Source organism: Bifidobacterium mizhiense (genome assembly GCF_020884755.1).
Taxonomy (GTDB): Bacteria; Actinomycetota; Actinomycetes; order Actinomycetales; family Bifidobacteriaceae; genus Bombiscardovia; species Bombiscardovia mizhiensis.
Genome location: NZ_BPWE01000003.1, coordinates 172,980 through 186,247 on the forward strand (window position 1 = coordinate 172,980; position 13,268 = coordinate 186,247).

Annotated in this window: 11 protein-coding genes; 6 read left to right on the top strand and 5 right to left on the bottom strand. The window is 64.4% G+C overall.

The window, feature by feature from the left end; genetic code table 11:
- Positions 1-2: 2 nt before the first annotated feature.
- Positions 3-1,070 (bottom strand): 4-hydroxy-3-methylbut-2-enyl diphosphate reductase, encoded by a 1,068-nt coding sequence (locus LPC22_RS05595; protein WP_229133065.1) that lies wholly within the window; start codon positions 1,068-1,070, stop codon positions 3-5.
- A 172-nt stretch (positions 1,071-1,242) separates the two neighbouring features.
- Here LPC22_RS05595 and LPC22_RS05600 point away from each other — a divergent pair, with 172 nt between their 5' ends.
- Positions 1,243-2,211, top strand: a complete 969-nt coding sequence (locus LPC22_RS05600) for an aldose 1-epimerase family protein (protein WP_229133066.1) — start codon at positions 1,243-1,245, stop codon at positions 2,209-2,211.
- A gap of 85 nt (positions 2,212-2,296) precedes the next feature.
- Positions 2,297-2,371 carry a 50S ribosomal protein bL37 gene (locus LPC22_RS08485; protein ID WP_099327425.1) on the top strand — a complete coding sequence of 25 codons (75 nt, stop codon included), beginning with the start codon at positions 2,297-2,299 and terminating at the stop codon, positions 2,369-2,371.
- Between the two features lie 129 nt (positions 2,372-2,500).
- Here the strand turns inward: LPC22_RS08485 and LPC22_RS05605 are convergent, their stop codons facing one another.
- Positions 2,501-2,788 carry a hypothetical protein gene (locus LPC22_RS05605; protein WP_183129762.1) on the bottom strand — a complete coding sequence of 96 codons (288 nt, stop codon included), beginning with the start codon at positions 2,786-2,788 and terminating at the stop codon, positions 2,501-2,503.
- A 39-nt stretch (positions 2,789-2,827) separates the two neighbouring features.
- Complete coding sequence (locus LPC22_RS05610; RefSeq protein WP_121914799.1) at positions 2,828-3,448, bottom strand: sigma-70 family RNA polymerase sigma factor; 621 nt, start codon at positions 3,446-3,448, stop codon at positions 2,828-2,830.
- A 153-nt stretch (positions 3,449-3,601) separates the two neighbouring features.
- On the opposite strand from LPC22_RS05610, the gene LPC22_RS05615 reads away from it, so the two are divergent.
- The 4 genes from LPC22_RS05615 to LPC22_RS05630 all read left to right on the top strand — a co-directional run bounded on the left by LPC22_RS05615 (position 3,602) and on the right by LPC22_RS05630 (position 8,174).
- On the top strand, positions 3,602-4,360 hold the full coding sequence (locus LPC22_RS05615) for an exonuclease domain-containing protein (protein WP_229133067.1): 759 nt from the start codon (positions 3,602-3,604) through the stop codon (positions 4,358-4,360).
- Between the two features lie 174 nt (positions 4,361-4,534).
- On the top strand, positions 4,535-6,103 hold the full coding sequence (locus LPC22_RS05620) for a Mur ligase family protein (RefSeq protein ID WP_229133068.1): 1,569 nt from the start codon (positions 4,535-4,537) through the stop codon (positions 6,101-6,103).
- An 86-nt stretch (positions 6,104-6,189) separates the two neighbouring features.
- Positions 6,190-7,434 carry a carboxylate--amine ligase gene (locus LPC22_RS05625; protein WP_229133069.1) on the top strand — a complete coding sequence of 415 codons (1,245 nt, stop codon included), beginning with the start codon at positions 6,190-6,192 and terminating at the stop codon, positions 7,432-7,434.
- Positions 7,431-8,174 carry an aspartate/glutamate racemase family protein gene (locus LPC22_RS05630; protein WP_229133070.1) on the top strand — a complete coding sequence of 248 codons (744 nt, stop codon included), beginning with the start codon at positions 7,431-7,433 and terminating at the stop codon, positions 8,172-8,174. Before LPC22_RS05625 ends, LPC22_RS05630 begins: the two co-directional genes overlap by 4 nt.
- Here LPC22_RS05630 and smc read toward each other — a convergent pair.
- Entirely contained in the window at positions 8,107-11,748 is a 3,642-nt protein-coding gene (gene smc, locus LPC22_RS05635; RefSeq protein ID WP_229133071.1) for a chromosome segregation protein SMC, read from the bottom strand. The two genes, LPC22_RS05630 and smc, sit on opposite strands and share 68 nt — an antisense overlap.
- Positions 11,748-13,169, bottom strand: coding sequence for a bifunctional folylpolyglutamate synthase/dihydrofolate synthase (locus LPC22_RS05640; protein WP_229133072.1), 1,422 nt, complete (start codon positions 13,167-13,169; stop codon positions 11,748-11,750). The genes smc and LPC22_RS05640 overlap by 1 nt, the downstream gene beginning before the upstream one ends.
- Between the last annotated feature and the right edge of the window lie 99 nt (positions 13,170-13,268).

A 13,268-nucleotide genomic window follows, 5' to 3' on the forward strand; every position in this document is an offset into this window, starting at 1 on the left:
GATTAGCGCTGAGGCTGTGGAGCCTTCCTGGACGCCCTTGCGGAGCGCAGAGCAGCCGGCAGGACGAAGTGCATATGTTCGTCGACCGCCCGAGCCCGGGTCACCTGGGTGAACCCTCGGGAAGCCAGAGTCTCCAGCACCCCTTGAACCAGGTTCTCGGGAACCGAAGCACCCGAGGTGAGACCCACCGAATCCATGCCCTGCAGCCAGGCCGGATCCAGCTCGCCCGCATCGTCGACCCGGTGGGCCCTGCGCTCACCCTGACCGGGAAAGCGCATATCCAAGGCCTGACGGGCCACCTCGACCAGGCGCACCGAATTGGAGGAGTTGGCCGACCCCACCACAATCATGCAGTCCGCCTGGCCGGACACCAGCTTGACCGCCTGCTGCCTGTTTTGCGTGGCGTAGCAGATATCGGAGCCTGGGGGCTCCTCTATCCAGGGGAAGCGTCGACGCAGGGCCGCAGCCAGGTCGGCTGTCTCGTCCAGGCTCAGGGTGGTTTGGGTCAGCATGACCAGGGGCGTGTCCGGTCCGAAGTCCAAGGCCTCGATATCGGCCACATGCTCGACCAGATGAACCCGGTCCGGGGCCTCCCCCATGACTCCCACAGCTTCGTCGTGCCCCCGATGTCCTATGTAAATAATCCGGTAGCCGTCGCGAACGAAGCGCTGGACCTCCCGGTGAACCTTGCTGACCAGGGGGCATGAGGCATCGACCACACGCATCCCCCGCCGCCGGGCCTCCTTGACGACCGAGGGGGCAATTCCATGGGCCGAGAAGACCACGGGAACCCCGGCACGGACGGCCTGGTCGGGAATCTGGTCCAGCTCGTCCACGAACACAGCCCCACGCCGGGACAGGTCCTCGACCACATGCCGGTTGTGGACTATTTGCCGACGCACATATACCGGGGGCAGATCCTGGTGGGGGTTGTCCGCATCCAGAATGGTCTGCACGGTCTGGATGGCACGGTCCACCCCCGCGCAGAACCCGCGCGGATCAGCCAGGATGACCCGTCCATGCCCCTGCGGGGTCGGCTGTTCGCACACGGTGGTCCGAAATCCTGCCACTGCCGCTCCTTATCAACGTCCATCCGGATGCTCCCGGACATTGCAAGACCATGGTAGAAAGCCAGAGCGGCCCACGGTAGTCCATCCGCCACTCTTTCACCAAGAAGCCAAGACCACCAAGGCGCTAGGATGGTGGCGTACCAAGCATCAACGGCACTATGGAAGTGGGAGCATGCATACGAACGAGATGATGGGCGGGGCCGTGCCCCGGACAGGGCAGCAGTACAGCATCCGTCACGGGGACTACGAGGCAGTGGTGACCGAGCTGGGAGCCATCCTGCGCGTCCTGAAATACCAGGGAAAGGACCTGCTGGCCTCATTCGACCCGGATGGAACCGTACCCTGCAGCAACGGGAACGTCCTGGTCCCCTTCCCCAACCGGATCGAGGACGGCACCTACGACTTCCAGGGCCACACCTACACCCTGCCCATCGACGAGCACGACCGGCGCACCGCCATCCACGGCTACGGATACCGCGCCTACTGGCACCTGCAGGTCCTGGCCGAGGACTCCGTCAGCCTCTCCTGGCGGGTGCCCGACATGGCCGGATACCCCTTCGACGTGGTGGTCACCGTCACCTACACCCTGGACGACCAGGGGCTGACCATGACCACCCGGGCCCTGAATCTGGGCGACGAGGCTGCACCTTGGGCCTTCGGCATCCACCCCTGGCTGTCCAATGGCAAGCAGGGCGTCGGTGACCAGATCCAGAAGGACAACGCCCCCTGCACCCTGTCCATCCCCTGCCGCACCCACGTAGTGGTCGACCCGGACAGGCTGCTGCCCACCGGCACCGAACCTGTCCAGGGACGGACCGATCTGCGTCAGGGCCTTGTGCTGGGCGAGGATGTGGTCTTCGACGACGCATGGACCGATGTGGAGCGGGACGACGACGGCACCTGCTCAGCCTGGTTCACCAGGCCGGACGGCATCCGCATTCAGCTCTGGGGCGATGAGACCATCACCTCCTGGCAGGTCTGCACCGGGACCGGCTTCGACGCCGGCATGCGCCCGGCCGGCGTTGCCGTGGAGCCCATGACCGCCTACGCCAACGCCTTCAGAACCGGCCGGAACCTGGTCATTCTGCAGCCAGCCGCCGTCTACACCACCCAGGTGGGATACCGGGCACAACAGCTCTGAGCGGACCGTCCGGTCGACAAAGGTCACCCCGGTGTGCGATAATCGGCAAGGCTTATAGGTTCATCAGTAGCAAAGGAGTCCAATCATGGGCATGCGCGGACGCAAGCGCAGGGATCGCCGCAAGAAGGCCGCCAACCACGGCAAGAGGCCGAACACCTGATCGTCTGCCCCGGCACCAATGGTGCCGGGGTTTTGCATATGTGCATAAAAAAAAACCATAGTCGCATACGCATGACCATGATTCCAGCAATAGCCTGAATAGCCAGGCACTGAACCTACTTGACTTTATCTACTTGTCCGTATTGCGATCCGGAGTCCCCTGCTCCAGCTCATCCATCTGATCGAACATATGCCTGAGCCGATCCAGCAGACAGTCCGGCGCGCACTCGGGGCGCAGATACCGGCGCAACTCCTCGATGACCATGCGCTCCCGATCGTCGCAGCAGGATTCCGGGTCGAAACAGTCGCTGGGATCCACGCAGGAGGCATCCCGATAGATGCGCAGGCTGGTGTGGGACACCCTGACGGAGCCGCCGTCATCGTAGGCGTAGTGACTCATCTCCACGCGTCCGTCCATGCTCCTGCCCACTTCCTGGTACCCGATCTTCGGGGGCCCTCAGTGCCCCTTGGTGCTGATCTCTTTTTTTATACTAGGCCTGGCAGCACCAGCACCATGTCGTTCCGCTGAGGGCTTGCCTGCAGCACCGCGCCCCTGCTGGTAGCCGCGCTCCTGGGCATATCGCTCCAGCTCCTGGCGCAACTGCGAGCGCGCACGGTTCAGCCGGCTCATGACCGTGCCGATCTTGATGCCCTCCTCATCGGCCACCTGCTGATAGCTCTTGCCGTCGATGGCAGCATCGATGAAGACCCGTCGGCGTTCCGGGCTGAGCCGGTTCAGGGCGGCCATGATCTCCTCAGGGGCGAAGGTCTCCATGTACTCCTGCTCGGCGGATTTGAGCCCCTCCGACCCGTGCTCCGAAGCCGAATAAATGTCCCAATCGTTGTACTCGCCCGTCGAGTCGTTGGCCCTTTGGGGGCGCCGCTTGGCCTTGTGGTACTGGTTGAAGTAGGCGTTGCGTTCGATGGTGGTCATCCAGGCCTCAAAGTTGCTGCCGGGCTGGAAGCGGTCGAAAGCCTTGAATCCGCGCTCGAAGGTATCCTGAACCAGATCCTGGGCGTCCTCCGGATTGTTGGTCAGACGCATGGCCTGGCGGTACAGCACATCCACCGCAGGCATGGCCAGGGCCTCGAATTGACGTTTTCTGCTTTCGAGTTCGCTGGTATCTGCCACACTCCTATTGTGCCATCCCCCCTCGCCCGTGGCGGTTTCGGCCCGTTCGCGGGCCGGTCGGTCCTCGGTTACCATAATGACGAAGGAGAAATCACGCTTATGGAAAACACCGAGTACACAAGCATGGAGCAGGCGCTTGCGTCAGCCCCGCAACAGGAGGGGTCGACACGCCTAGGGGACTCCTGGCTTCTGGGGTTCGACACCGAGACCACGGGTACCAGACCGGGCAAGGACGGCATTGTTTCGGCCAGCCTGGTTCTGCGCGACCCGACCAAGGGCTACGCAGGGGATGTCGTAGCCACCTGGATAGTCAATCCGCACCGGCATATCAGCAAGGGGGCCAGCCGGGTCAACGGATTCACCGATGAACAGCTGGCCACCGAGGGCATGGAGCCTGAGCTGGCCACCGAGCAGATGGCCGTGTTCATTGCCCGCGCCCAGGACAAGCGCATCCCCCTGCTGGCCTACAACGCGCCCTTTGACGTGCAGATGCTGGATGGGGACATCGCCCACTGGTGCGCGGAGTCGGTCAAGCCTCTGAGCGAGGGGGATCTGCTGGTGGTTGACCCCCTGGTCCTGGACAGGGAGATCTCCCACCGGTCGGGCCGCCGCACCCTGGGGCTGACCAGTGAGTACTACGGCGTCATCCCCCATGGCAACTTCCACAATGCCACAGCGGATACGGTGGCGGCCGTGGACCTGATCAAGCCCATGACCACCCTCTTCCCCCAGGTGGCCCGAATCACCATGGACTCGCTTATGGACTGGCAGCGGCAGGCGCAGGCCAAGTGGCGGGATCAGTTCAACCAGCACCTAATCTCCCAGGGGCGCCGTCCGGTCACCGATTCCTGGCTCTGAAGCTCAGCTCCAAGGCCGATCCACTTCCTGCTTTTTGCCCATTCAGTCAAGGGGTCGTCGAATCGCCCTGCCCTCGCCTGGAGGCGGTTTAGACTTGTACCTGGTCTCGATCGGGGTCACCAATCGGGCAGGAACAAGTTATGTGACAAACCTACAGACAAGGGGGAAGCCGGCATGGCGCTGACGATGGCTTCAACTCTGGAGCTGCTGCGCAAACATCATCAACTGCGCGAGGTGATCCAGGGCGACCAGTGGACCTTGAATACTCCAGAAGACACCCAGTCATCCAAGCCCTTCACCGACATCACCTACGACACCCGCCAGGCTGGACCTGGCAGCCTGCTCTTCTGCAAGGGACACTTCCTGCCCGAATATCTGGATGCCTGCGATCCCGAGGGTCCACAGGCCTACGTGGCCCAGCAGGATCTGTCCGCCCACACCAAAGCCCCGGGGATCATCGTCAACGACGTGCGCAAGTCCATGAGCCTGCTGGCCGCTGCTTTTTACGGGTATCCCCAGGAGCAGCTGACACTGGTGGGAATCACCGGTACCAAGGGCAAGACCACCACCGCCTACTTCCTGCAGGCCATGCTGGGCAAGATCTCCGGAGGCCGCGCCGCCCTGCTCTCCTCAGTGGACAACTGTCTGGACGGCCGGCACTACGAAGAATCCCAGCTGACCACACCCGAATCGCTGGATCTCTTTCGGATGATGCGCCAGGCGGCAGACGCGGGCATGCACTACCTGGTCATGGAGGTCTCTTCCCAGGCCTACAAGGTGGACCGCGTCTACGGGCTGACATTCGACCTGGGGGCATTCCTGAACATCTCCCCCGACCACATCAGCCCCATCGAACACCCCAGCTTCGAGGATTACTTCTACTGCAAGCGCCGCATAACCTACAACAGCCGGCAGCTGGTCCTGGGAGCCGATGCGCGCGGAGCCGACCTGATTCGTCAGGATGCCCGCGCCGCCGGCATTCCGGTGACCACATTCGGCGATGGAACCCGACAGGCCGATTTCCTGGTTCGCAAGGCTCCCGGCCAGGGCGACGACTACCTGATAGGACCCGCCGGCGGAGCCATGAGGCCAGTCAGCCTGTCCATGGACGGGGATTTCAACGCCCTGAACGCGGCCGCTGCCCTGGCCATGCTGACCCGTCTGGGTCTGGAGCCCGACGCCGACGCATTCCGGGCCATGGGGAGCGTCAGGATCGCCGGCAGGATGGAACGATTCAAGGCCGACAACCGAGTGGTCTACGTCGATTACGCCCACAACAAGGCCTCGGTCACCGCCCTGCTGGATTTTGTGGACGAGCGCTACGGCGAGCGCAAGCCCCTGATTACCCTGGTCTCCGGTTCCGCTGGCGGCAAGGCCATCGACCGCAGGGAGGGCATCGTCAGCGCCGCCCAGAACCGCGTCGACCGGCTGATCCTGACCGCCGACGACGAGGAGGGGGAGAACGCAGATCAGGTGGATCGCCAGATGCTGGGCTTCGTGACCAACCCAAGCCTGGATGCCAGCATCGTTCCGGACAGGGTCCAGGCCATCCAGCAGGCCCTGGGGGATCCGGGCCAGCCAGGGGACCGTCTGCGCGTCACGCTGGTCATCGGCAAGGGTGAGGAACGCTGGTTCAAGACGGACGACGGCCACGTGCCCTATGAGGGCGATGACCACGTGGTGGCGCGCCTGCTGGGCACGGAAAGCTACAACCTGGGAGCCACCGGCGCAGCCCGGGGATGACGATCCCGACAGGACCCTAAGATGGAAAGCCAAATGCCCCGCGGCAGGGCGGGGCGCACGAGCACATGGTAGGTGGTTTCATACAGATGCAAGAATTCCAACCGGTCATACTGGGCAGCGATATCAACGCCTACGGCATGGCGCGCGCTTTTCATGAGGTCTATGGACTGGTCTCCACCGCCTTCGCCCACCAGCAGCTCTCCCCCACCAAGTACAGCAGGATCATCGACGTGCACCTGGTGCCGGATTTCGCCAATCCCAAGGTCTTTGTGCCGGCCCTGAACGACTGGGCCGACGCCTATCACCGGGACCACCCGGGAGCCACCCTGCTCCTGCTGCCCTGCGGGGACACCTACGCCAACCTGCTGGATGAGTTCGGCGATCCCCTGCGCGAACGGTTCGTCTTCAACGCCATTGATGCCAAGCTCAACCGCGCCCTCTCGCTCAAGTCCTCCTTCTATGAACTCTGTGACCGCTACGATCTGCCCCATCCGCAGACCGTCTCGGTGGATGCCGACGATGTGAAGGCGGGTCGCCACCGGAACCTGCCCTTCGACTACCCGGTGGCCATGAAGCCTGCCGACAGCGACGAGTGGCTGGGCATCGACTTCCCCGGCAGGAAGAAGGCCTTCATCTTCAGCAACCCTGAAGAGCTGGACACCATGATCCGCAGGTCCTACCAGGCCGGGTACACCTCGAAAATGGTCATCCAGGACTTCGTGCCTGGGGGCGATGACAACATGAGGGTGCTCAACGCCTATGTGGACCGCCACCACCGGGTGCGCATGATGTTCCTGGGACACCCGCTGCTTGAGGACCCCACCCCCGAGGCCGTGGGCAACTACGCAGCCATTATGCCCGACTACAACCAGGATATCTTCGACCGGATCAAGGCCTTCCTTGAGGACATCAACTACAGCGGTGTGGCCAACTTCGACATGAAGTACGATCCGCGCGACGGCGTCTACAAGCTCTTCGAGATCAATCTGCGCCAGGGCCGCAGCAGCTACGTGGTCACCCTGAACGGCTTCAACCTGGCCCGCTACTTCGTGGACGACCTGGTTCTGGACACCCCCTTCAACGGACGCACCGTCTTCGGCCGGGGGCATCGCCTCTGGATGGAGATTCCCAAGGACATCTTCCGCAAATACTGCGCCGAATCCGAGGACAAGCGACAGGCCATGGCCATGATTCGCCGCGGAGACTGGGGCACCACTCTGGAGTACAGTAAGGACCGCAACTTCAAGCGCTGGCTGCTGATTCGACACATGTTTTCCATCTATCGGCGTCGTTACCGGCGCTACTTCCGTGACAAGAGGACACTGGCATGAGAAACTTCTTCGTCGTCCTGGGCGGCATGGGCACACTGGCCACCGAGAGCTTCGTGCGGGTGCTGGACCGGATGACCGGGGCGCACAAGGACCAGGACTTTCTGGACTATGTGGTCTTCAACCACGCCACCGTGCCCGACCGCACCGAGTTCATCCTGGGCCGCAGCAAGGATGATCCCTTCCCCTATCTGGCCGAGGATGTGCGCCAGGCCACAGCCATGGGTGCCTCCTTCATGGTCATGGCCTGCAACACCGCCCATCAGATTCTGCCCAGGCTCCAGGCCCTGACCCCGGTCCCTATTTTGGACATGCCCCAGGCCACCATCGACTGGGCTGACCGGCACTATCCGGCGAAATCCCATCCGCGCATGGGGTACATGGGCACCGAGGGGTCCCGCCATGCCGCCATCTACCAGGGCCCGGCCGACAGCGCCGGTTACCAGCTGGTGGACCCGGACCAGGCCCTGCAGGATCGTGTGAGCGCACTGATCTACGACGACGTCAAGGAAGGGCGACTGGACAAGGACCGCTACCTGGGCGTTCTCGATGCCTTCCTGAATGACTACCACTGTGACTCGGTCCTGCTGGGCTGCACCGAGCTCTCAGTGCTCAACGAGGTCTACCCCATGCCACAGCTGCCCATCGTGGACTCCCAAGCCGTTTTGGCAGAGGTCACCCTTGATCGGGCTCGGGCTCTTCGCGGCCGGGGCGATTCGGATCCTTCAGCCGCTGGGAGATGACGGCCGTCACCCCGTCCCCCCGCATGGTGACCCCGTAGAGGGCGTCGGCAATGCCCATGGTCCGCTGCTGGTGGGTGATGATGATCAGCTGGGCATGCTCCCGCAACTGCTCGAAGGCCTTGAGCAGCCTGGTCAGGTTCACATCGTCCAGGGCGGCCTCGACCTCGTCCATGACGTAGAAGGGGCTGGGCCGGGCCGTGAAGATGGCCAGGAGCAGGGCCAGGGCTGTCAGCGACCGCTCCCCGCCCGAGAGCAGGGAGAGCCGACGGACCTTCTTGCCGGCCGGACTGGCCTCGACCAGAACCCCTGTGGTCAGCAGGTCGTCCGGGTCCTCCAGCCGCAGCCGCCCGCGCCCGCCGGGGAAGAGGGTGGCGAAGATGCGTTCGAAGGCCTGGGCGGTGTCGTCGAAGGCCTCCTTGAAGACCGTGACCATGGTCGAATCCAGATCCTTGACCAGGGCCATCAGATCGTCCCGGGACCCGATCACATCCTGACGCTGCTCGTGCAGGTAGCGGTTGCGGGACTCCAGGGCCTCGTATTCCTCGGTGGCCAGCGGGTTGACCTTACCCAGGGCTGCCAGGTCCCGCTTGGCCTTGGCCAGCCGCTTCTCCTGCTCACCGCGCTGGTAGGGCACCGTTTTGAAGGCTGACGAATCTGCATCTTCATCTTCCGTCGCCTCCTGGTCCAGGGGCACCGGATTGCCCTCGTCATCCAGGACGGGCACCGGACGATCGGGGCCGTATTCGCGGATCAGCTCCTCAGGCTCCATGCCCAGGTCATCCTGGATGCGCTGGCGCAGGCGACCGTCTTCGCCAGCCAGGCGCTCCCGCTCCAGATCCAGACCGTGCTCATCCTGGCGCAGACCGGCCACCTTGGGTTCCAGATCGTCCCTGCTGGCCCGCAGATCGGTCAGCTCCTTGTCGTGGGCCGAAGCCTTGGCCCTGAGCTGATCCCGGCGGCGGGCCGCATGCTCCATCCTCCCCTTGATCAGCTGGGCCAGCAGGTCGGCCCTGAGCGCGATCAGCCCCAAGGAGGCCATGCCGGCCTTGCGACGACGGTTTTCCTCGCCTATCCGCTGACGATGACGCTCGGCCTGGTCGGCCTGATCCCGCAGCAGATCAATCTGCCGCAGCAGAGAGGCATGCAGCCGGTCGCTCTCCGTCCAGGTCAGCTTGGCCTCCATCTCGGCGGCGCGGGCCTGGTCCAGGGCCGTCTCCAATTCATGCTGCCGGTCTTCCATGCCCTCCGGGTCATCCGGATCAGAATTCCCATCCTCCTGGGCATGGGCCAGGCCGGCTTTCAGGTCTTCCAGTTTGAGTTCGTGGGTGCGCACCTGGTCACGCACCTGGGTCAGCCGGTCATCCAGATCCTTGACCCCGGCCTGGGCCCGATCCGACTCCTTGCGTGCCGTTGCCAGATCTCGGGCTGCCTGCTCGGCCTTGACCCGGGCCTCGGTGCACCGGTTGCGCGCCTCCTGCAGCTTCTGCTCGGCCTGCTCAAGGGCGGCACGGGCCGCATCCATCTGCGGTTGCAGCGTCCGGGATTCATCCTGGAGGGCCTCCACCTGTGCCAGGGCCTTATCCCTGCGTGCAGTCAACGCCAAGTCACTGGTGGCCGGAGCGGATCCGCCTACAGCACCAACCCGGTCGTAGAGGTCGCCCTGGCGGGTCAGCGCCTGCTGCCATCCGTCCTCCAGGGCAAGCCGGGCCTGATCGGCGTCATCGACGGCAGCTGTCAAGGCCAGCAGACTGCGGACAGCCCCCAGCACTCCCTGGGCCTGGTCAGGATCGGCAGGATGCTCCCGCAGATCCACCAGGTCGGCGGCCGACCTCCAGGGACCATTGCCGGGTCGTATGTCTGCCCCCTTGAGCGGGCCTGATGCCGAGATCAGCGCGGCGCGTCCCAGACGGTCCCGGCGTGCCCGCTCCAGGGTCTGGTCGACCGCCTGGCCATCCTTGGCCACCAGGGCCGAGGCATAGTCATGCAAGGCCTGGGCCAGGGGCTCCTCCCAGCCAGCCTCCACTCGGACGAAGTCGGTCAGTACACCCAGCAGGGCCGGATCCCCCGCCTGGGACAGGGCCTCGCCGGTGCCGCGATGATCCAGCGTGTCCGCCAGGGCATCGGCCTTGGCCTGGGCCGATATGGCATCGGATTGAATACGGCGTTCGCGCTCCTGGAGGTCGTTGAGCCTGCTTCGGGCCTGATCCCTGACCTGACCTGCCTGATCCAGGGCCTGTCTGCCATCCTGGTCAGAACCTTCCTCCTGGCTGTCCAGGTCCCGTACCCGGTTCCTGGCCCGCTCTAGACTCTCCTTGAGCTGATCCTGCTGACGGGTCAGGTCACGCTCGCGCTGCCTGGAAAGTTCCAGGGCCGATTCCTCCTTGGCCACCAGCTGCGCCAGATCGCCCAGCCGAGCCTGCCGCTTTCTGGCCGCCTGCCGCAGCTCGGTCATGGTCTGCCGGTGTGCGGCCAGCCGCCGCTCCAGATCCGCACGGGCTTGAACGCGGCCATCCAGGGCGATCCGATCGGCTCCAACCTGGGCCTCCTCCTGATCGGCCTGACCCTTGAGCTCGTCGGCCCGCCGCCTGAGCACCCCGGGGTCCTGCCCCTGGTCGGTCACCATGCCGGCCTGCAACGAACGACTGCGCTCCCTGGCCAATGATGCCAAGGAACCGGCTCGCTCACCCAGCTTGGTCAGGTCGTTCCACTGCTGGTTGACAGCCTCCAGAGCCGGGCTGGACTGTCGATCCAGCCCCTCCAGCTGTTCGATGCGCAGCTTGACCCTGGTCAGATCCTCCTGCCCGCGAGCCAGCTGCCCCCGAGTCTCTGCCATCTGCGAGCGCAGGTTCTCCAGCTTTTTCTGCGAGGTCAGAGCATCGTCGGCATGGATGCGGGCCTGGGCATCCCGCAGGCTGACTTGGATCATGTCGGCTCGGCGGGAGACCTTGGCCTGGCGGCCCAGAGGCCCCAGCTGCCGATGAATCTCGCCGATCAGGTCATCCAGACGAGACAGGTTGGCCTCGGTGTTGGCCAGCTTGTGCAGGGCCCGTTCCTTGCGCTTGCGGTGCTTGAGGATGCCGGCCGCCTCCTCGATGAAGGCCCGATGGCCGGCCGGATCAGCCCGCAGGATGGCATCCAGCCGACCCTGACCGACAATCACATGCATCTGCTGGCCCAGCCCGGTGTCGCTGAGCAGCTCCTGGATGTCCAGCAGGCGGCAGTCTGACCCGTTGATGGCATATTCGGATCCGCCGTTGCGGTAGATGGTCCGGCTGATGGTCACCTCGGTGTAGTCGATGTCCAAGGTCCGATCAGTGTTGTCGATGGTCAGGGTGACCTGAGCCCGGCCCAGTGGCGGCCTGGAGGAGGTGCCGGCGAAAATCACGTCCTCCATGGATCCGCCGCGCAGGCTCTTGGCCCCCTGCTCGCCCATGACCCAGGCCAGGGCGTCGACGATGTTGGATTTGCCTGATCCGTTGGGGCCCACCACAGCGGTGATGCCCGGCTCGAAGCGCAGGGTGGTGGCCGAGGCGAAGGACTTGAAGCCCTTGAGGGTCAGCTCCTTGAGATACATCAGGCGCGCTCCGCCTTAGGTTTGGCCAGATCGGGATTGGGACGCTCGGCCAGCAGGGTACGGGCGTCTCCAGCGGTGACGAAGCTACCGCAGATCAGCACCCCGCGCCCATAGCCCACCCCGGTCTGGTCCTCGCTGTCGACCATATCGACGGCCGTCTGGATGGCATCGGGCATCCGGTCGCGACGGACCACCCTGTCGGGCCCGAAGACCCGCACGGCGACCCGTTCCAGATCTTCGGCGGGCATGACCCGACCCTTCCAGGAGTTTTCGGTGACCACAACGCTGTCCAGCACGGGTTCCAACAGGCCCAGATAGTCCTCCACCTGCTTGTCGGCCATCATGGAAATCACACCCACCAGCTGCTTGAAGTCGTAGTTCTCCTCGATGGCCGAGCGCAGGGACTGGGCCGCGTTCAGGTTGTGCCCGCCATCGATGATGATGGTGGGCGAGGTACGCACCTGCTCGATCCGTCCGGGGATGCGCACCTGACTCAAGGCCTCGGCCACCAGATCCTGGTCCAGAGCCCCGTTGACAGGGATGACCGTCTCAGCCGCGGCCAGGGCTGCCAGAGCGTTGTGGGCCTGGTGCTCTCCGAACTTATCGATGGGCACATCCTTGTAGAGTCCCTGCGGCGTGCGCAGCGTGGCCACCTGGCCGCCCACTGCGGGCATACGGGAAACGACCTCCAGCTCGTTGCCGTCCCTCAGCAGGGTGGGGGCGCCCTGCTCGCGCACGGCCTGCTCGATGATGGGCATGACGGCCTCCTCATGCGGCTGGGCGCCGACGATGACCGTGGACTTGGGCTTGATGATCCCGGCCTTCTCCCCTGCAATCTGCTCGACCGTATTCCCCAGCCACTGCATATGGTCCATGTCCACCGGTCCGATGATGGCGGCATCGCCATCGAGGACGTTGGTGGCATCCCAGCGGCCGCCCATCCCCACCTCGACGATGGCCACGTCCACGGGGGCATCGGCGAAGGCCCAGACGGCCATGGCGGTCAGGACCTCGAAGAAGCTCATGGGAGCCCTGCCCTGCTGGGCGAAGCGGTCGTCCACCATGGCAATGAAATCCTCGATCTGCTGGTAGAGGTCTACGAAGTCCTCGTCTGAGAGCTCCTTGCCGTCGATGGCGATCCGCTCGTTGATCCGCTCCAGGTGGGGCGATGTATAGAGCCCGGTGCGCAGACCGTAGGCCCGCACCAGAGCCTCGGCCATCCGCGCCGTGGACCCCTTGCCGTTGGTACCGGTGACGTGAATGACCCTGAAGCTGTGCTCAGGATGACCCAGCAGGTCCAGCATCATCCCCATCCTGTCCAGGTCCAGGTTGGGGCTGTCATGCTCGGTGGGACGCGCCATGATGGCCCGCTCGACATCGCGAATATTCTGACCCTTGCTGTTGGGGTGTTCGAATGACATATTCTGCCTGCGCCTCCTGCTGGCTGTGGATGCTTCCCGCCTATTCTATGCGCCACCGACCCCGATTGAGGGCCGGAACAGCCGACTGTCACATCGGCC